This window comes from Bradyrhizobium sp. PMVTL-01 (genome assembly GCF_051861855.1).
GTDB lineage: Bacteria > Pseudomonadota > Alphaproteobacteria > Rhizobiales > Xanthobacteraceae > Bradyrhizobium.
This window is the reverse complement of the sequence record NZ_CP193982.1, coordinates 2,737,120-2,755,626: the sequence shown is the minus strand read 5'-3', so window position 1 is coordinate 2,755,626 and position 18,507 is coordinate 2,737,120. Positions and strand designations below refer to the sequence as shown.

The 18,507-nt window shown below is 65.5% G+C and carries 16 protein-coding genes; 6 read left to right on the top strand and 10 right to left on the bottom strand.

What is annotated here, in order from left to right; genetic code table 11:
• Together ACRQ5Q_RS12455 and ACRQ5Q_RS12450 are read left to right on the top strand one after the other, a co-directional pair.
• On the top strand, positions 1–2,313 hold the full coding sequence (locus ACRQ5Q_RS12455; protein WP_439369747.1) for a molybdopterin cofactor-binding domain-containing protein: 2,313 nt from the start codon (positions 1–3) through the stop codon (positions 2,311–2,313).
• Positions 2,314–2,365: 52 nt separating this feature from the next.
• Positions 2,366–2,623 carry a hypothetical protein gene (locus ACRQ5Q_RS12450; RefSeq protein WP_439398050.1) on the top strand — a complete coding sequence of 86 codons (258 nt, stop codon included), beginning with the start codon at positions 2,366–2,368 and terminating at the stop codon, positions 2,621–2,623.
• Between the two features lie 335 nt (positions 2,624–2,958).
• Here ACRQ5Q_RS12450 and ACRQ5Q_RS12445 read toward each other — a convergent pair whose 3' ends face one another.
• The 6 genes from ACRQ5Q_RS12445 to ACRQ5Q_RS12420 all read right to left on the bottom strand — a co-directional run bounded on the left by ACRQ5Q_RS12445 (position 2,959) and on the right by ACRQ5Q_RS12420 (position 8,919).
• Positions 2,959–4,710, bottom strand: a complete 1,752-nt coding sequence (locus ACRQ5Q_RS12445) for a methanol/ethanol family PQQ-dependent dehydrogenase (protein ID WP_439398048.1) — start codon at positions 4,708–4,710, stop codon at positions 2,959–2,961.
• A 117-nt stretch (positions 4,711–4,827) separates the two neighbouring features.
• On the bottom strand, positions 4,828–5,481 hold the full coding sequence (locus ACRQ5Q_RS12440; protein WP_439398046.1) for a ubiquinol-cytochrome c reductase iron-sulfur subunit: 654 nt from the start codon (positions 5,479–5,481) through the stop codon (positions 4,828–4,830).
• A gap of 60 nt (positions 5,482–5,541) precedes the next feature.
• Positions 5,542–5,730, bottom strand: coding sequence for a hypothetical protein (locus ACRQ5Q_RS12435; RefSeq protein WP_439398044.1), 189 nt, complete (start codon positions 5,728–5,730; stop codon positions 5,542–5,544).
• Positions 5,727–6,191: a group III truncated hemoglobin gene (locus tag ACRQ5Q_RS12430; protein WP_439398042.1), complete on the bottom strand. Its 465-nt coding sequence runs from the start codon at positions 6,189–6,191 to the stop codon at positions 5,727–5,729. Before ACRQ5Q_RS12430 ends, ACRQ5Q_RS12435 begins: the two co-directional genes overlap by 4 nt.
• 135 nt (positions 6,192–6,326) lie before the next feature.
• Positions 6,327–7,178, bottom strand: coding sequence for a 3-hydroxybutyryl-CoA dehydrogenase (locus ACRQ5Q_RS12425; RefSeq protein ID WP_439369755.1), 852 nt, complete (start codon positions 7,176–7,178; stop codon positions 6,327–6,329).
• Positions 7,179–7,440: 262 nt separating this feature from the next.
• The gene (locus ACRQ5Q_RS12420) at positions 7,441–8,919 is read right to left on the bottom strand and encodes an FAD-binding oxidoreductase (protein WP_439369756.1); all 1,479 of its coding nucleotides are present in this window, start codon (positions 8,917–8,919) and stop codon (positions 7,441–7,443) included.
• 226 nt (positions 8,920–9,145) lie between these two features.
• On the opposite strand from ACRQ5Q_RS12420, the gene hisC reads away from it, so the two are divergent.
• Both hisC and ACRQ5Q_RS12410 read left to right on the top strand, forming a co-directional pair.
• Positions 9,146–10,198 (top strand): histidinol-phosphate transaminase, encoded by a 1,053-nt coding sequence (hisC, locus tag ACRQ5Q_RS12415; RefSeq protein WP_439398040.1) that lies wholly within the window; start codon positions 9,146–9,148, stop codon positions 10,196–10,198.
• A gap of 101 nt (positions 10,199–10,299) precedes the next feature.
• On the top strand, positions 10,300–10,998 hold the full coding sequence (locus ACRQ5Q_RS12410) for an ABC transporter permease (RefSeq protein WP_439369759.1): 699 nt from the start codon (positions 10,300–10,302) through the stop codon (positions 10,996–10,998).
• On the opposite strand, the gene ACRQ5Q_RS12405 is transcribed toward ACRQ5Q_RS12410, so the two are convergent.
• On the bottom strand, positions 10,972–11,781 hold the full coding sequence (locus tag ACRQ5Q_RS12405; protein ID WP_439369761.1) for a substrate-binding domain-containing protein: 810 nt from the start codon (positions 11,779–11,781) through the stop codon (positions 10,972–10,974). The genes ACRQ5Q_RS12410 and ACRQ5Q_RS12405 overlap by 27 nt on opposite strands.
• A gap of 422 nt (positions 11,782–12,203) precedes the next feature.
• Here ACRQ5Q_RS12405 and ACRQ5Q_RS12400 point away from each other — a divergent pair, with 422 nt between their 5' ends.
• Together ACRQ5Q_RS12400 and ACRQ5Q_RS12395 are read left to right on the top strand one after the other, a co-directional pair.
• Positions 12,204–13,436 carry a hypothetical protein gene (locus ACRQ5Q_RS12400; protein ID WP_439399799.1) on the top strand — a complete coding sequence of 411 codons (1,233 nt, stop codon included), beginning with the start codon at positions 12,204–12,206 and terminating at the stop codon, positions 13,434–13,436.
• Positions 13,437–13,499: 63 nt separating this feature from the next.
• Entirely contained in the window at positions 13,500–13,784 is a 285-nt protein-coding gene (locus ACRQ5Q_RS12395; protein WP_439398038.1) for a TonB-dependent receptor plug domain-containing protein, read from the top strand.
• A gap of 259 nt (positions 13,785–14,043) precedes the next feature.
• Here ACRQ5Q_RS12395 and hutU read toward each other — a convergent pair whose 3' ends face one another.
• From hutU to hutI, 3 genes are read right to left on the bottom strand one after another with little or no spacing between them, the layout of a single operon-like run.
• The gene (hutU, locus tag ACRQ5Q_RS12390; RefSeq protein WP_439398036.1) at positions 14,044–15,714 is read right to left on the bottom strand and encodes a urocanate hydratase; all 1,671 of its coding nucleotides are present in this window, start codon (positions 15,712–15,714) and stop codon (positions 14,044–14,046) included.
• 9 nt (positions 15,715–15,723) lie between these two features.
• Positions 15,724–17,283 carry a histidine ammonia-lyase gene (hutH, locus tag ACRQ5Q_RS12385; RefSeq protein WP_439398035.1) on the bottom strand — a complete coding sequence of 520 codons (1,560 nt, stop codon included), beginning with the start codon at positions 17,281–17,283 and terminating at the stop codon, positions 15,724–15,726.
• Positions 17,280–18,494, bottom strand: a complete 1,215-nt coding sequence (gene hutI / locus ACRQ5Q_RS12380) for an imidazolonepropionase (RefSeq protein WP_439369767.1) — start codon at positions 18,492–18,494, stop codon at positions 17,280–17,282. The genes hutH and hutI overlap by 4 nt, the downstream gene beginning before the upstream one ends.
• Positions 18,495–18,507 lie beyond the last annotated feature (13 nt).

The following is an 18,507-nucleotide window of genomic DNA, read 5'->3' as shown; positions in this document are numbered from 1 at the left end:
ATGAATTTCATCGACAATCCCCGCAAGCTTCGCGGCTTCGAAAAGCATATCAGGGTCGAAAAGATCTCGCGCCGCAGCATCCTGAAGGGGCTCGGCGTCACCGGTGGCTTCGTGCTTGCCGCCCCCGTGATGTCACGCCAGGCGCTCGCTTATGAGACAGGCGCCGGAAAGATGCCGCACGGCGTCGTGGTCGATCCGCGCGTGTTCGTTTCGGTCGCGTCTGATGGCATCGTCACCATCGTCGGGCACCGCTCCGAAATGGGCACCGGCGTGCGCACCAGCCTGCCGCTGATCGTGGCCGAGGAAATGGAAGCCGACTGGTCCAGGGTCAAGGTGCAGCAGGCCCATGGCGACGAGGTCAAATTCGGCAACCAGGATACCGACGGCTCGCGCAGCACACGGCACTATCTGATTCCGATGCGCCAGATCGGCGCCTCCGCCCGCACCATGCTCGAGCAGGCCGCAGCGAAGCGCTGGGGCGTGCCGGCGACCGAGGTCAAGGCCGTCAATCACGAGGTCGTCCACAGCGCCAGCGGTCGCAAGCTCGGTTTCGGCGAGCTTGCTGCCGACGCCGCCAAGGAATCGGTGCCGAGCATCGAGGGCCTCAAGCTGAAGGACCCCCGGGATTTCCGCTATCTCGGCAAGGGCCAGGTCGGCATCGTCGATCTGCACGACATCACCACCGGAAAAGCGCAATACGGCGCCGACGTCCGCTTGCCCGGCATGAAGTACGCCGTCATCGCGCGGCCGCCGGTGACCGGCGGCAAGCTGGTCAAGTTCGAGCCGGACGAGGCGCTGAAGGTGCCCGGCGTCGAAAAGGTGATGCAGGTGCGCGGCTGGCCGTGGCCGTCGAAATTCCAGCCGCTCGGCGGCGTCGCCGTGATCGCGCGCAACACCGGCGCGGCGATCAAGGGGCGCGACGCGCTGAAGCTGACCTGGGACGATGGCCCCAACGGCAAGTACGAGTCGGCCGCGTATCGCAAGGAGCTCGAGGAGGCCTCGCGCAAGCCCGGCCTGGTCCTGCGCCAGGAGGGCGATGCGGACGCCGCCCTGAAGGGCGCCGACAAGGTGATCGTCGGCGAGTACTACATCCCGCACCTCGCCCATGTCAGCATGGAGCCGCCGGTGGCGGTGGCCGACGTCAAGGGCGACAAGGCCGAGATCTGGGCGCCGGTGCAGAGCCCGGGCGGGACGCGCGAGGATGTCGCCAAGACGCTCGACATTCCGGAAGCGAACGTCACCGTCCACGTGACGCTGCTCGGCGGCGGTTTCGGCCGCAAGTCGAAATGCGACTTTGCGCTCGAAGCTGCCCTCCTGTCGAAGGAGCTCGGCGCGCCGGTGAAGGTGCAGTGGACGCGGGAGGACGACATCCACAATGGCTTCCTGCACACCGTCTCGGTCGAGCGCATCGAGGCGGGTCTCGACAAGAGCGGCAAGGTGGTCGCCTGGCGCCACCGTAGCGTCGCCCCCAGCATCGCCTCGACCTTTGCGGCCGGCACGGTGCATCAGGCGCCTTTCGAAATCGGCATGGGCCTCGTCGACATGCCGTTCGAGATCGCCAACATCTCTTGCGAGAATCCGGAGGCGGCCGCGCACACCCGCATCGGCTGGTTCCGCTCGGTCTCGAACATCCCGCGCGCCTTCGCGGTCCAGTCGATGGTCGGCGAGATCGCGCAGGCCACGGGCCGCGACCAGAAGGAGACGCTACTCGCGCTGATCGGAAGTCCGCGCATCGTCAAGCCGGCGGTGAAGGACCTCTGGAACTACGGCGAGCCCTTCGACAGTTACCCGATCGACACCGCGCGCCTGCGCAAGGTGGTCGAGCTGGTCGCCGAGAAGGGCGAATGGGGACGACAGGTGCCGAAGGGGCACGGCCTCGGCATCGCCGTGCACCGCAGCTTCGTCAGCTACATCGCGACCATCGTCGAGGTCGCCGTCGATGAGAAAGGCAAGCTGACAGTGCCGCGGGTCGACACCGCGATCGACTGCGGCACCTATGTCAACCCGGAACGCATCGCCTCGCAGATCGAGGGCGCGGCGATCATGGGCCTGAGCATCGCCAAATACGGCGAGATCACGTTCAAGGACGGCAAGGTGCAGCAGAAGAACTTTGACGACTTCCAGGTCGTCAGGATGGACGACTCTCCTGTCGTGACCAACGTCTATATCGTGCCGCCCGGCCCGGACACGCCGCCGAGCGGCGTCGGCGAGCCCGGCGTCCCCCCGTTCGCACCGGCGCTGATCAATGCCATCTTCGCGGCGACCGGAAAACGCATCCGAAGCTTGCCCATCGGCAAGCAGTTGGAGGCGTGAAGGAACGGAGGCGGCCTCACGCCGTTTCCATCGATCTGACAGGAGCAGATCGATGATCAACATCTCAAAGGCGCTCGCAGTCTCGCTGTCGGGCGCCTTTCTTTTGACGACCGCGGGCGCATTCGCCCAGACCAACACCACGCCCCCGACCACGGCCACGCGCCCCACCGCGCCGGACCAGAACTCGCTGCCCAACGCCAACGCCCCGCCGGCGTCGACTACCCAGACCACCGGGCAGCACAATCCGGATCCGAAGGTTCGGGAGATGAACCAGAAGGAGAAGGACAAGGTGGAGCGCGAGGGGAAGTAACGATTTGCGGTGGGCATTGATGCGCCCTCTCCCCTTGCTTGCGGGAGAGGGCAGCGACGCTGAGAGATCCGCACTCGCTTGGGTGAGGGGTTTGTCTCCGCGAGCCCAAGTCGCGATGAGTGTGCGCGGATAGACCCCCTCATCCGGCGCCAAAGCCGAAGCTTGACTTCGGCGTTCTCAAGTACGGCGGCCGAAGGCCGCCTATGCCGCCTTGTCCCACAAGGGGCGAAGGGCAGGAAAGCACGATGACCACCACGCAAGAATGCGGCGGACGTTGCCGTCCGCCGCATTCGCCACCCCCCTGCTGCTCCGCCTTCGTCGATCCGCCCGCGGAGCTATTTCTTCAGCGCGAACACCCAGATCACGCCGCCCTGCGGCACATTGGCCTCTATGCCGATGTTGTTGGTCACCAGCGCATCCTGGATGCGCTGCGCGTCCACGCCCCATCCCGACTGGATCGCGATGTACTGGGTGCCGTCGATCTCATAGGACACCGGCATGCCCATGATGCCGGAGTTGGTCTTCTGCTCCCACAACAGCTCTCCGGTCTTGGCGTTGAAGGCACGGAAGTTGCGGTCGTTGGTACCGCCGGCGAAGACGAGATCGCCCGCGGTTGCCGTGACCGATCCGAACAGCTGCGACTTCGGGAAGTTGTGCTGCCACACCTTCTTGCCGGTGACGGGATCCCACGCCTGCAGCTCGCCGAAATGATCAGCGCCAGGCTTTGTCTTCAGCCCGATGTCCTCGGGCTTGGTACCGAGCCAGAGCTCACCCGGCTTGAGCGCAACCTTCTCGCCGGTGAAGCCGCCGCAGAAGTTCTCGTTGGCGGGCACGTAGACCAGCTTGGTCCTTTCGCTGTATGCCGCCGACGGCCAATCCTTGCCGCCCCACAGCGATGGGCAGAACTCGACGCGCTTGCCGATCCCTGGCTTGTGCGCGGGATCGACGATCGGCTTGCCGGTCTCGGCATCGATGCCCTTCCACACGTCGGTGGAGACGAACGGCCAGCCGGCAACGTAATTGATCTTGGTCGGCGTGCGCTCGAGCACCCAGAAGATCGCGTCGCGCCCCGGATGGACCAGGCTCTTGATGTTGCGGCCATCGCGTTGCAGGTCGATCAGCATCGGCGCCTCGACCTCGTCCCAATCCCAGGAATCGTTCTGGTGATACTGGTGATAGGTCTTGATCTTGCCGTTGTTCGGATCGAGCGCCAGCACCGAGGAGGTGTAGAGATTGTCGCCGGGATGAGTCTCGCCGGGCCACGGCGCCGCATTGCCGACGCCCCAATAGATCGTCTTGGTATCCTTGTCGTAATTGCCGGTCATCCAGGCCGAGCCGCCGCCGTTCTTCCAGTCGTCGCCCTGCCAGGTGTCGTGACCGGGCTCGCCCTCACCGGGAATGGTGTAAGTCCGCCACAGCTCCTTGCCGTCCTTGGCGTCATAGGCGGCGACATAGCCGCGCACACCGAACTCGCCGCCGGAGCCGCCGACGATGACCTTGCCGTCGACGATCAGCGGCATCAGGGTCATGTACTGGCCCTTCTTGTAGTCCTGCACCTTGGTGTCCCACACCACCTTGCCCGTCTTGGCATCGAGCGCGACGACGTGATCGTCGGTGGTGGCGAGATAGAGCTTGTCCTCCCAGAGGCCGACGCCGCGGCTGGTCGGATGCAACTGGAACAGATCGTCGGGAAGCTGCCGCTTGTAGCGCCAATATTCGTCGCCGGTCTTCGCGTTCAATGCGATGACCTGCCCCATCGGGGTCGCCACGAACATCACGCCGTTGTTGACGATCGGCGGCGCCTCGTGGCCTTCGACCACGCCAGTGGCAAAGGTCCAGACCGGCGTGAGATTCTTCACGTTCGAGGCGTTGATCTGGTCGAGCGGGCTGTAGCCCTGCCCGTCATAGGTCCGGCGGTAGAGCATCCAGTTGCCGGGTTCCGGATTTTCCAGCCGCTGCGCGGTCACCGGCGAATAATTCTCGATCGGACCGGCCGTCGCAGCGGTCGCGGCAAGACAGGTGAAGGCGACAAAGCCGGACAGGTACCATTGCTTTCTGGTGATCGACGTTTGCTTGGACGTGTTCATGGACGTTTCCCTTTTTCATCCGTCTGAATTCTTGTTTTGAATTCTGTCGTTCGTCCCGTCGTCCGCCCCTGGGCGGATTGCGGCCTCTCGTGACGGGGGCATACCCCGCACGGTCCATTATCCCGGCTGCGCGCCACCTACCTTTCCGATGAAGTTGCCAGCGACGCTGAGCGAGCCGTCAGCGAGCGCCAGCGGCAGCGCCGCCAGCCGCCGCGGCGCCGGCCCGAACACGACCTTCGCACCCGCGCGAGGATCGTATTCGGAGTTGTGGCACATGCACTTGAACACCTCCTTGTCGCCGACATCGCTCTTCACCCAGGCGGTGACGGGACAGCCGGCATGCGAGCAGATAGCCGAATAAGCGAGGATGCCGTCGACGGCACGCTCGCGGGTCTTTTCGTCGAGCTCGGCGGGATCGAGGCGGATGATGAGGATCTCGTTGAGCCGGGACGCGCTGCGCACCACCGATGTCTTGGGATCCTTCGGCCAGGCGTGCACCGGCGGCCCGCCTGCTTGCAGGTCGGCCAAGGTGACCGGCTTTCCTTCCTGGTCGCCTTCGGAGAAGACGAGCACGTCGCCCTTCTGCGGCCGTTCGTCGGAGCCGAGCGGATCTTCGCCGGCGCGCGACTCCTTGGAACAGCCGAGGCATGCGGTAGTCGCGAGTGCACCAAGCAGCAGTGTTCGCCGCGTCTGCTCCGTGCCCGCGACGACCTCAGGTTCCGCAGCACTCTCGGACGGTGAAGATGTGGTGTTGAACAATGCGCCAGCCATGCCGGTAGCAGGCGCCGGAAGTCTGCCAAAAACAAGGCGAAGACTTGACGCCGCAATGCATCAATATGGCTTTACTCGCATTGATTGAACGTGAATGAACACCGGCAAGCGCGTTTTCGCAGCTTCTACATCGCATTGCGCGAACGGCATGATGATTTTGCAGATCAGACCGATGCTGCTGGAATTGGTGCAGCGCGCCACCACGCGATGCGGGCTGTAACTTTCGCCGGCAGGAATTTTGTATTTCACGATCTGAGCACGTGACGCGGCGAAGCGATGCGGCCCGCGACAGTTGCCGACGCCATCTCAAAACTGTCGGCGATGCGACGCGCCTTGTCGATAAGGAGCCCGGCTGCCGGAGGTGGGCAGACTTCGCGTGCGGTCTGTTCGAACAGATCGAGCCAGCGATCGAAATGATCGCCGACCAAGCTCAGCGGCAGGTGCGAGCGCATCGGCGAGCCATGGTAGCGGCCGCTCATCAGCACCACCGACGACCAGAAATCCTCGAGCTTTGCGAGATGCTCGTCCCAATTTTGCACGATCGCGAACACCGGCCCCAGCAGCGCGTCCTCGCGCGCGCGCCCGTAAAAGCGGGTGACGAGTTCCCCGATCATCTCTTCAGTGATCCCGGTGCGCTCGATCGCATCCTGGGTCAACAGGTTCCGCCGCGCGGACGCAGCTTCCCGCTCGGCCTTCGGTCGATCCGACATCCTTTGGTATCCGTTCCGTTGTTCCCGCGAGGTCGCCCGCTCGACATTGTCGGGCCAATCGCTACGTCCGTCTTTGTCGCAGCGCAAATGCGGGCTCCGGCGGCGGACGCTCGACGCCCGCCGCCGACACTTGAATCAGGCGTTGTAAGTGTAAAAACCCTGCCCCGTCTTGCGGCCGAGATGGCCGGCATCGACCATCTCTTTCAGCAGCGGCGCTGGCCGATATTTAGGATCGTTGAAGCCTTTGTAAAAGACCTCCATGACCGAGAGCATGGTGTCGAGACCGACGAGATCGGCGAGAGCCAGAGGTCCGATCGGATGGTTGCAGCCGAGCTTCATGCCGGCGTCGATCTCTTCGGCCGTCGCGATGCCTTCCTGGAGCGCGAAGATCGCTTCGTTGATCATCGGGCAGAGGATGCGGTTGACGGCGAAGCCCGGGCTGTTCTTGGCCGTGATCGCCACCTTGCCGACACGCTGGGCGAAATCGAGCGCCTTGGCATGGGTGTCGTCGGAGGTCTGCAGGCCGCGGATGAGTTCCAGCAGCGCCATCACCGGCACCGGGTTGAAGAAATGCATGCCGATGAAACGGTCGGGACGGTCGGTCGCCGCGGCGAGCTTGGTGATCGAGATCGACGAGGTGTTGGTCGCAACCAGCGTGCGCGGCGGCAGCGTGGCGCAGAGGTCCTTCAGGATCTTGACCTTGAGCTCCTCGTTCTCGGTGGCGGCCTCGATGACGAGGTCGCAATCCGACAGCTTCGCCCGGTCGGTCGTGCCGGTGATGCGCTTGAGCGTCGCGTCGCGGTCGGCCGCCGACATCTTCTCCTTCTTGACCAGACGCTCGAGGCTGCCGCCAACGGTCGACAGGCCGCGGTTCACCGCCGCATCGGAAATATCGACCATCACGACCGAAAGTCCCGCCGCCGCGCAGACCTGCGCGATGCCGTTCCCCATGGTGCCTGCCCCGATGATGCCAATGCTCTGGATCATTGCCTCGTATCCTTCATCCTTGTGGGCCGTCCGGCTGCCGCCCCCGGTCCCATTGTTCCTGCATCAGGGTCTAGCACCGCCAAGAGGCGCCTGCGACCTGATCCTGCCCTTCCTTAGCGCATCCACGGGGGGAATAAAGCCGTTCGCACGGGGCGAAAAGGCACGATCTTGCACCGCTGGAGCCTGCTTTTGCCCGGGTTTGCACCACATCCGCGTCCAATGGCCGCCGGCCGGCGGCCGGCCTGTGACGCCGGTCCTCATCTCACCCGAGATGCAGCACCTTGCCCGGATTCATGATGTTGTTGGGGTCGAGCGCCCGCTTGATCGTGCGCATGATGTCGAGCTCGGTCCTGGAGCGATAGTGCTCGAGCTCGTCGAGCTTCTCGATGCCGATGCCGTGTTCGGCCGAGATCGAGCCGCCCATCGACGTGATGAGATCATTGACGGCCCGTGTGATCGCCGGGGAATACTGCCCGAGCGTGGTGCGATCCATGCCCTTCGGACCCATGAAGGAGAAGTGCACATTGCCGTCGCCGATGTGGCCGAGCGGATAAGGGCGGATCGTCGGCAGGATGTCGAGCGCGGACTTCAGGCCCTTGTCGATGAATTCGGGAATCCGGGAGATCGCGACCGACACGTCGTAGCTCAGGCCCGGTCCTTCCGCGCGCGAGGCCTCGGCCACGCCCTCGCGGATGCGCCACATGTTGCGTGACTGCGTCTCGGTTTGCGCGATCACCGCATCGAGCAGGCGGCCTGCTTCGAGCTGATCGGCCAGGAACTGCTCCATCCTGTCCGACATGCCCGCGCCGCCGTCCTGCCGCGCGCGTGCCGACGACCATTCGAGCAGGAGATACCAGTCGGTCTCCGCCTTGAGAGGATCCTGGGTACCGGGAATATGCCGCAGCACCATGTCGATGCAAGCGCGGCTCATCAGCTCGCAGGAGCCGACATTGTCGTCGGAGGCGGCATGCGCCTCCGACAGGAGCTCGATCGCAGCGCTGGGATCGCGGATCGCGAGCCATGCCGTGCAGACGTCTTTCGGCGCGGGCCACAGCTTCAGCACTGCCTTGGTGATGATGCCCAGCGTGCCTTCAGCGCCCATGAACAGATGCTTGAGATCGTAGCCGGTGTTGTCCTTCTTGAGCGCACGCAGCCCGTCCCAGACATCGCCATTGGCCAGGACGACCTCGAGGCCCAGCACCAGATTGCGCGCATTGCCGTAGCGCAGCACCTGCACGCCGCCCGCATTGGTGGAGAGATTCCCTCCGATCATGCACGAGCCCTGCGCACCCAGGCTGAGTGGAAAGAAGCGGTCATGGCGCGCGGCCGTCTCCTGAAGCGACTGGAGGATACACCCCGCCTCCACGGTCATGGTGTAGCCGACGGGATCGACATGCAGCACGTGGTTCATGCGGCCGAGAGAGAGCAGGATGCCGCGGTGCGCAGGCCACGGCGTGGCACCGCCCATCAGGCCCGTGTTGCCACCCTGGGGCACGATGGCGATACCGTTGTCGTGGCAGAGCTTGACGACCGCGGAGACCTCCGTGGTGCTGGCCGGTCGCACGACCGCTGCAGCCTGCCCTGCGAGCTCACCGCGCCAGTCGGTCACGAACGGCCGTTTGTCGTGCTCGTCCAGGATCAGGCCCTTGTCGCCGACGATCGCTCGCAATCGGTCGAGAACGGCTGGCGTCACGGGCGCGGTCGGAATGGAGGGAGTTCTGACAAGGGCTGCACCCGGCATGTGTTCCTCTCTTTGCGGCTCTTGTGCGCAGCCTTGGGCCGCGCCGGCCTTCCTTGTTGTTTTTCAGGTCTTGCGTTTGCGCGATGAGGCTAGCATGAAGGCCGCGCGCAGGGGAACGTCACCGGCCATGAGGCTCGCGCGGATCCGCCGAGGATGCCGATGGCAAGTGCCCTTCCGCCGACGCCCCGCATCCCCTACTGTGCCGGATCAACCCGGATTGGAGATCATGAGCCGCTTCTGGAGTCCCGTCGTCCACTCGCTTTCGCCCTACGTGCCGGGCGAGCAGCCGAAGCAGGACGGAATCGTCAAGCTCAACACCAACGAGAATCCCTATCCGCCCTCGCCGCGCGTGCTGGCGGCGATCGCATCGGCCGCCGAGCGGCTGCGCCTCTATCCCGATCCGCACGCCACCCGCCTGCGCGAGGCCATCGCGGCCCATAGCGACGTTGCGCCCGAACAGGTGTTCGTCGGCAACGGGTCGGACGAGGTTCTGGCCCACACCTTCCAGGCGCTCCTGAAGCACGATGCGCCGCTTCTGTTCCCTGATGTCACCTACAGCTTCTACCCGGTCTATTGCCGCCTCTATGGCATTGCGCATGAGGAAGTGCCGCTCGATGCCGCGATGAGAATCGAGACCACCGACTACAGTCGGTCATCGAGCGCGATCCTGCTCTGCAATCCGAATGCGCCCACCGGCATCGCGCTTCCGCGCGAGGCGATCGCCGCCTTGCTTGCGGAGAATCCGAACCGGCTGGTAGTGGTGGACGAGGCCTATGTCGATTTCGGCGCCGAGAGCGCCGTGCCGCTCGTTGCGCGCCACGACAATCTGCTCGTCATCCAGACCTTCTCGAAATCGCGCTCGCTCGCGGGCTTGCGGGTCGGATTTGCCATCGGCCAGCGGCCGCTGATCGAGGCGCTGGAGCGGGTGAAGGACAGCTTCAACTCCTATCCCGTCGACTGCCTCGCCATCGCCGGCGCCATCGCTGCGATCGAGGACGAGGCGTGGTTCCTCGAGGCCCGCGCCCGTATCATCAAGAGACGCGACGTGCTGACGCGCGATCTCGGGCAACTCGGCTTCGAGGTATTGCCCTCGCTTGCGAACTTCGTGTTCGCACGTCATCTCAGCCGGAGCGGCACCGATCTCGCGGCCGCACTTCGTCAGCGCGGCGTGCTGGTCCGGCACTTCAAGAAGCCGCGCATCGAGGACTTCCTGCGCATCACTGTCGGACCGGATGAGCAGTGCGGCCGCCTGATCGACGAGCTGCGCGGGTTGATATAATTCAGTGACGCACTTGCAGGGGACCAGCCCGTGACGCGCTTTTGCGACCTCGACATCGATGGCCCGGAGGCATACGGCCGAAACCCGAAGTTCAGGCGCGGATGAACGACTTCGCGCAATCCGCCGGCGCCGCCTTCGCTCTGATCGGCCATGCCGACGCCGAGCTGCTGGGCATCGTCGCATTGTCTGTCCGCGTCAGCCTGACCGCCAGCCTCGTCGCTCTCCTGATCGGCGCACCTTTTGGCGCCCTGCTTGCGATCAGCCGTTTCCACGGACGGCAGGTCATCATCGTGCTGACCAATGCGCTGCTCGGCCTGCCGCCGGTCGTGGTCGGGCTCGCGCTCTATCTGCTGCTGTCGCGGTCCGGCCCGCTCGCAGCGGCCGGTCTATTGTTCACACCCACCGCCATGGTGATCGCGCAGACGCTGCTCGCCACGCCGATCGTGGTGGCGCTGGTGCACCGCCCGGCGAGCCTGCTCTGGGCGGAGTATGGCGATCTGGCGCGGATCGACGGTCTGTCGGCCTTGCGCAGCATGGCGCTGCTGTTCGCGCTGGGACGGACCTCGCTGCTGACGGCCTTCCTCGCCGCCTTCGGACGCGCCATCGCGGAGGTCGGCGCCATCATCATCGTCGGCGGCAACATCCGCGGCTTCACGCGAACGATGACCACCGCGATCGCGCTCGAGACAAGCAAGGGAGACCTGCCGCTGGCGCTGGGTCTCGGGCTGATCCTGCTCGCACTCAGCGTGGCGGTGTCGACCGTCGCGTTTTTGCTAGTTGGCCGCGTTGGGGAAAAATAGCTGCTCGCCGCCGAGCTTGTAGCCGGCAATCGCCTGCTGTCCCTTCGGAGACACCAGCCAATCGATGAAGGCCTGCCCATCCTGCGCCTTCACGTTCGGATGCTTGGCCGGATTGACCAGCATGACGCCGTACTGGTTGAAGAGCCGCTTGTCGCCCTCGTTGAGAACGGCGAGCTCACCGCGATTCCTGAACGACAGCCAGGTGCCGCGATCCGACAGCAGATAGGCGTTCGAGGATGACGCCATGTTCAGCGCAGGACCCATGCCCTGGCCGATCTCGCGATACCAGCTGTCCTTGCCGGCACCGACGTCGACGCCCGCCTCTTTCCACAATCTGAGCTCGGCTGCGTGGGTGCCGGATTTGTCGCCGCGCGAGACGAACGGCGCCTTTGCCGCCGCGATCCTGCGCAGCGCATCGGTGACGTCCTTGCTGCCGGAAATCTGCGCCGGATCGCTTTTCGGGCCGATGATGACGAAGTCGTTGTACATCACGTCGAAGCGCTTCACGCCCTGCCCTTCGGACATGAACTTGTCTTCGGCGGATCTGTCATGGACAAGCACCACGTCGGCGTCACCGCGCCGCCCGATGTCCAACGCCTGGCCGGTGCCGACGGCAACGACCTTCACGTCAATACCCTCGGCCTTCGAGAACAGCGGCAGCAGATGGCCGAACAAACCCGACTGTTCCGTCGACGTCGTCGAAGCCACCGTGATGGTGCGATTCTGCGCAAAGGTGATGGTGGACCAGAGCAGAACTGCTCCAATGGCGACTATCCTTTTCATGCCACGTTCTCACGCCAGGTGCCCGGAGAGTTCCAGCCTAACTTCGAGAGCGCACCACAGGGAACCCCCACGTTCGGCGCAACTCACATTGCTCCGGCGCGCCACGCCCGAGCTTGGAACGGCCCCTCCACGCAGGCCGGCGGTGGCGCAGGCTCCGGAAAGTAGCCGCTATCGTGGGAGGGAGCGGGCGTCCCTTCCACGACAAGGCAAAATCCCTCGGCTGTAGAGCGCTACGCCGCAGAGTCGAATCAGAGGCTAGCCGTCGATCACGCGCGACGACGCGCGTATGTTCTGCAATTAGTCCCACCTACATTGACATCAGTGTGACGGCCGGGGCAGTTTTTCACATTGCTGACGAATCAGCGATTGCCTCACGCCGAGTACCTCTTGGACAACTCCCAGTGCTTTCGAGACTGATATCGTTGCTGCACCGTATTCCTGCGGTGAAATGGGCGTTGACCCGGCTTCGGCCCGCGCCGCACGGCGGCGGCATCGACGCCACCCCGATTACCGCGAACGACTCGTCAGCTCTCGTCGTCGACGCGGCAGAAACTGCGCCCGCTCCGAACATCAGCATCAGCACCGATCCGCTGCCCGGTGACGCAGCCGCGGACGAAACCGCGATCTCTGTCCTCGCGGAGGGCCCGTCGGCCGCGCCGGCTGATGTGAGTGTCACCGAGGATTCATCCCGGGAGACGCCGAGGGAAGGCGAACCGGTCGTCGCGGCGGAGGCTGCAATCTCGCCGGTCGACGTCGCGCCCGGACCGACAGATGTTCCCGAGTTCATCATCGACAACGCTCCGCCGGCGACAGCTTCGCGTGACGTTGCGCCCGGCGAGACGGCCGCGGCCGCATCTGTCGAAGCCGAAAATGAATCGGCCGACGCCGAGCCCATTGCTATCAGCAGCGATCCGTCCCCCCAGTTTCCGGCCGACATCGAGCCCGTCGTCGCGGAGGAGACCGAGGTCGTCTCCCTGGACGTCGCGATCGCGCCGGTTGACGCCCTCAGCCTCAACGGCGCTCACGCCCCGGGCATTCCCGCTGACGTCGAGCGCGCCGTTGCAGGCGCCCCCGGCGTCGCGCTTGGCGGCAGCGAAGTCCCGGTGGAGGACGTCTTCGAGAGCTACATCGACAGCGCGGCGACCTCCAGCGTCGAGATCGAGATCGAGATGATCCCGGCGAACGATCCTGCGCCGATCGTCGTCGCAGCCACCACTGAGAGTTCTTCCGACGACACGCCCAACGTCGTCACGGACATCGCGCCGGAGCCGGTCTTCGCGTCTCCAGCGCCCGAGGCCCGCAGCGCCCCGAAAGTTCGCGCCAAGCCTGCCGAACCAGCCGATCGTGCCGCGCTGATCCGACAGCGCTGGGCCGAGACCGGGATCCGGATGTGGAATCCGCGGCTTCACGGCGCCGGCAATGCCACGCTGAACATCCAGGGCAGCATCGAGTTGCTGCCGCCCGCGGCCGGCGAGACCATGCCGCGCTATGACAAGCTGGAATTCAAAATACTCGGCGGACAGATCGTGTGCGAGGGCGTCATCGTCGAGGCGCCCGCGCACGCCGGCCATCGCAGCTTCACCCGCCTCGCCGAGCCGCGGGTTCCGGACCGGGTCCGTGAACCCGTGCGGGAACGCCAGGCCGCTCTCGCCTGATCCTTTTCTCTGCGAACGATGCGCCCCATATGCTAGGCTGACGTCCCCGCTATGCGAGATCGCATGCCCGCTACATCGTTGCGATTGATCGTCATCGCGGCCCTCTGCTTCTCGCAAGGAGCTTTTGCAGCGTCCAGCAAGCGGCCGCGTCACGCGCCGACAGCGGCATCCGCCGTCGATCCCGCAACGCCCTACAAGGCCGACCGGCTCTCGTCCTCGCGTGGCGAGACGATCCTCAATACGCCTGGCCAGACCACCGTGCTGACGCGAGAAGTCCTCGACGACATGAAGGCGACGAGCCTGCGGGACGCCATGCGCTCGACCGCCGGCGTGACGATCGGCCGATAGGCTCTCGCTCCGCTGACACCAAACGCGCCGATATTCCCGCGCGGCCCATGAGTTGTTGCGGACACAAGGCAGTTGCCCTCAAACGTCAGCGGCATTTCGCTGGACGATTTCGGCACCGGCTACCGCTCGACAAGATCAAGATCGACCCTGCGTCGTCGAGGGCGTCGAGACGCGCGCCCAGTTCGACAGCCTGCGCCGCCTCGGAACGAAGGCCAGCGACTCGGTGGCGCCGGCGCCAAGATCGTGGCCTGAGGCGCGGCTACTTCGACAGGCTCGGCAGATCGAGCCCCTTCTCACGGGCGCATTCGATCGCAATGTCGTAACCCGCGTCGGCATGGCGCATGACGCCGCTGGCGGGATCGTTCCAAAGCACGCGCTCAATGCGCCTCGCCGCTTCCGGCGTGCCGTCCGCGACGATCACCATGCCGGCATGCTGCGAATAGCCGATGCCGACGCCGCCGCCATGGTGCAGCGAGACCCAGGTCGCGCCGCTGGCGCAATTGAGCAGCGCGTTGAGCAAGGGCCAATCCGACACGGCGTCCGACCCGTCTTTCATCGCCTCGGTCTCGCGGTTGGGGCTCGCCACCGAACCGCTGTCGAGATGATCGCGGCCGATCACGATCGGCGCCCTCAACTCGCCACGCGCCACCATCTCGTTGAACGCAAGGCCGAGGCGATGGCGATCGCCGAGACCGACCCAGCAGATCCGCGCCGGCAGGCCCTGGAACTTGATGCGCTCCTTGGCCATGTCGAGCCAGTTGTGCAGATGCTTGTCGTCGGGCATCAGCTCTTTCACCTTGGCGTCGGTCTTGAAGATGTCCTCGGCATCGCCCGACAGCGCGGCCCAGCGGAACGGCCCGACGCCACGACAGAACAGGGGACGGATATAGGCGGGAACGAAGCCGGGGAAATCGAACGCGTTCTTCAGGCCCATGTCCTGCGCCATCTGGCGGATGTTGTTGCCGTAGTCGAGCGTCGGAATGCCCTGTGCATGGAAATCCAGCATGGCCTGGACGTGCTCGACCATCGACATTTTCGACGCACGCTCGACCGACTTCGGATCCGAGGCGCGCTTGGCTTCCCATTCGGCAAGCGTCCAGTCCTTCGGCAGGTACCCGTTGATCGGATCATGCGCGCTGGTCTGGTCCGTGACAATGTCGGGCTTGACGCCGCGGCGCACCAGCTCCGGAAAAATTTCCGCAGCATTGCCGAGCAGGCCGACCGAGACCGCCTTCCTCGTCTTTGCGGAGTCCGCCATGATCGCCAACGCGTCATCGAGCGTTGCGGCCTGCCGGTCGAGATAGCCGGTGCGCAACCGCATCTCGAGGCGGCTCGGCTGGCATTCGACGGCGAGCATCGACGCGCCGGCCATGGTCGCCGCCAGCGGCTGCGCGCCGCCCATGCCGCCGAGGCCGGCGGTGAGAATCCATTTGCCGGCGAGGCTGCCGCCATAATGGCGACGGCCGACTTCGACAAATGTCTCGTAGGTGCCCTGCACGATGCCCTGGCTGCCGATATAGATCCACGAGCCCGCCGTCATCTGGCCGTACATCATCAGGCCCTGGCGATCGAGTTCGTTGAAATGATCGAGCGTCGCCCAATGCGGCACGATGTTGGAGTTCGCGATCAGGACGCGCGGCGCATCGGGATGGGTGCGGAACACGCCCACCGGCTTGCCGGACTGCACCAGCAGCGTCTGGTCGCCCTCGAGCTGGCGCAAGGCAGCCGTGATCCGGTCAAAGCTCTCCCAGTCGCGCGCGGCGCGGCCGATGCCGCCATAGACCACAAGCTCGCTCGGGCGCTCCGCGACGTCAGGGTCGAGATTGTTCATCAGCATACGCAGCGGGGCTTCCGTCAGCCAGCTCCTGGCGCTGATCTCGCTGCCGCGGGGAGCACGAATGGTGCGGTCATTGTCCAGTCGGCGGTTCATGTGGACCTCTCAGTCAAGTCGCGGAAACGGGTCGGTTGGAAGCGAAGCAATCGCCACGGCCGGCAGCACATCGGCTTCGATCAGGGCGGCGGCCTTGGCGAGATCGCCCGCCATGTAGCGATCGGCGCCGAGCGCCGGCACCTGCTCGCGCAACGCGGCGATGACTGCGACCAGCGGCGCGCTGGTCGCATGCGGCGCGCGCAGGGTGATGCCTTGGGCTGCGACCAGAAGCTCGATGCCGAGAATCGCGGCGAGATTGTCGGCCATATCGGACAAGCGCCGCGCGGCATGCGCGGCCATCGAGACATGGTCTTCCTGATTGGCGCTGGTCGGCGTAGAATCGATTGAGCAGGCAGCTGCGCGCTGCTTGTTCTCGGCATAGAGCGCGGCCGCCGCCACCTCGGCAATCATGAAGCCGGAATTGAGGCCGGGATCGGGGGTGAGGAACGGCGGCAGGCCGAAATTCAGCGCAGGATCGACCAGCGTCGCGATCCGCCTCTCGCTGATCGCGCCGACCTCCGACAGCGCCAGCGCGATCGCATCGGCAGCGAAGGCGACCGGCTCGGCGTGGAAATTGCCGCCGGAGACGATCTCGCCGGTCTCGACCAGCACCAGCGGATTGTCGGTGACGGCATTGGCCTCGACGGTCAGCATGCGCGCGGCCTGCGTGACCAGGTCGAGCGCTGCGCCCGCGACCTGCGGCTGACAGCGCAGGCAATAGGGATCCTGCACGCGTTCGTCGCCTTCGAGATGCGACAGTCGGATGTCGCTGCCGTCGAGCAGCGCCGTCAGCGTCGCGGCCGCGGCGATCTGCCCGGCATGGCCACGCAGCGCCTGGATCTCGGGGCGGAACGGCGCCGTCGAGGCCATCGCCGCATCGACCGACAGCGCACCGGTGACGAGCGCGGCGCGAGCGAGGCGAAATGCACGCAGCACGCCCGATATGGCGTAGGCGGTCGAGAACTGCGTGCCGTTGATCAGCGCGAGGCCTTCCTTGGGCCCCAGGGTCAGCGGCGCGAGACCGGCGGCAGCGAGCGCCTCGCTGCCCGATACGGTTTTGCCGTCGACGATCGCCTGTCCCTCGCCGATCATCACCGCGGTCATATGCGCAAGCGGCGCAAGATCGCCGGAGGCACCGACCGAGCCCTGCTGCGGCACCAGCGGATAGACGCCCTGCGCCAACATGGCCTGCAATTGCTCGATCACCTCGCGCCGCACTCCGGAGGCACCGCGCCCGAGCGAGACGATCTTCAACGCGATCATCAGGCGAACGATCGGCTCCGGCGTCGCCGGGCCGACGCCGCAGCAATGCGAGACGATGAGATTGCGCTGCAGCAGCGCGGTCTGGTCCGGCGGAATGCGCTTCGAGGCGAGCTTCCCGAAGCCGGTGTTGATGCCATAGACGGGGGCGTCGGCCTGCGCGGCCCGCGCAACGATCCGCGCAGCCGCCTCGACACGCGGCCAGAACGACGGATCGAGGACGACAGGGGCGCCTGCGAGCACGCGCACGAGATCGTCGAGGCTCACTGCGCCCGGCTTGACGACGATCGGCGCGCCCTGCTCCGTCACTGCGCCCTCCATACCCGCCGATGCAGCGGATTGAAGCCGATGCGGTAGACTAGCTCGGCGGGCCGCTCGATGTCCCAGATCGCGAGATCGCACCACTTCCCCGCTTCCAGCGTGCCGGTCTGATCCAGCACGCCGAGCGCACGCGCGCCTTCACGGGTGACGCCGGCGAGGCACTCGGCCACCTTCATCCGGAACAGCGTTGCCCCCATGTTCATCGCGAGCAGCAGCGATGTCAGCGGTGAGCTGCCGGGATTGCAGTCGGTCGCGAGCGCCATCGGAACGCCGTGCTTGCGGAATGCCTCGACCGGGGGCTTCTGCGTCTCGCGAATGAAGTAGAAGGCGCCGGGCAGCAGCACAGCTGCCGTGCCCGCCTTCGCCATCGCAGCCGCCCCGGCCTCGTCCGTATGCTCGAGGTGATCGGCGGACAGCGCCGAGAATTTTGCAGCGAGCGCGGCACCACCGAGGTTCGACAGCTGATCGGCATGCAGCTTCACCGGCAACCCAAACCCTCTCGCGGCCTCGAACACCCGCGCGGTCTGTTCGGCCGAGAACGCGATCCCTTCCATGAAGGCGTCGACCGCATCGGCAAGGCCGGCTTTTGCGACAGCCGGAAGCATCTCCTTGCAGACGAGATCGATGTAACGATCCTTGTCGCCATCGGCTTCCAACGGCAGCGCATGCGCCCCGAGGAAGGAGGTGCGGATCGCGACCGGCCGCTGACCGCCGAGGCTGCGCGCTGCGGAGAGTTGCCGCATCTCGGTTTCAACATCGAGGCCGTAGCCGGATTTGATCTCGACCGTGGTTGCGCCCTCGCTGATCAACGTATCGAGCCGCGACAGCGCGCTTGAGACGAGTTCGGCTTCGCTCGCTTCGCGCGTCGCCGCAACCGTCGAGACGATGCCGCCGCCGGCGCGTGCGATCTCCTCATAGCTTGCCCCCTTGAGGCGCAGCTCGAATTCATGCGCGCGGTTGCCGCCATAGACGAGATGGGTGTGGCAGTCGACGAGACCCGGCGTGATCCAGCGCCCTTCGCAATCGATCCGATCGATCGCCTCCGCATCAACCGGGAAATCCGCCTTCGAGCCCGCATAGGCGATGTGGCCGCCGCGCGCGGCAACGACACCATGCTCCATCTCGCCGAGATCGGGCCGATCGGCCCGCATCGTGGCGAGGCGGGCATTGTGCCAGATCCGGTCGAAGCGCTCTGCCATGCGGGTATCCATT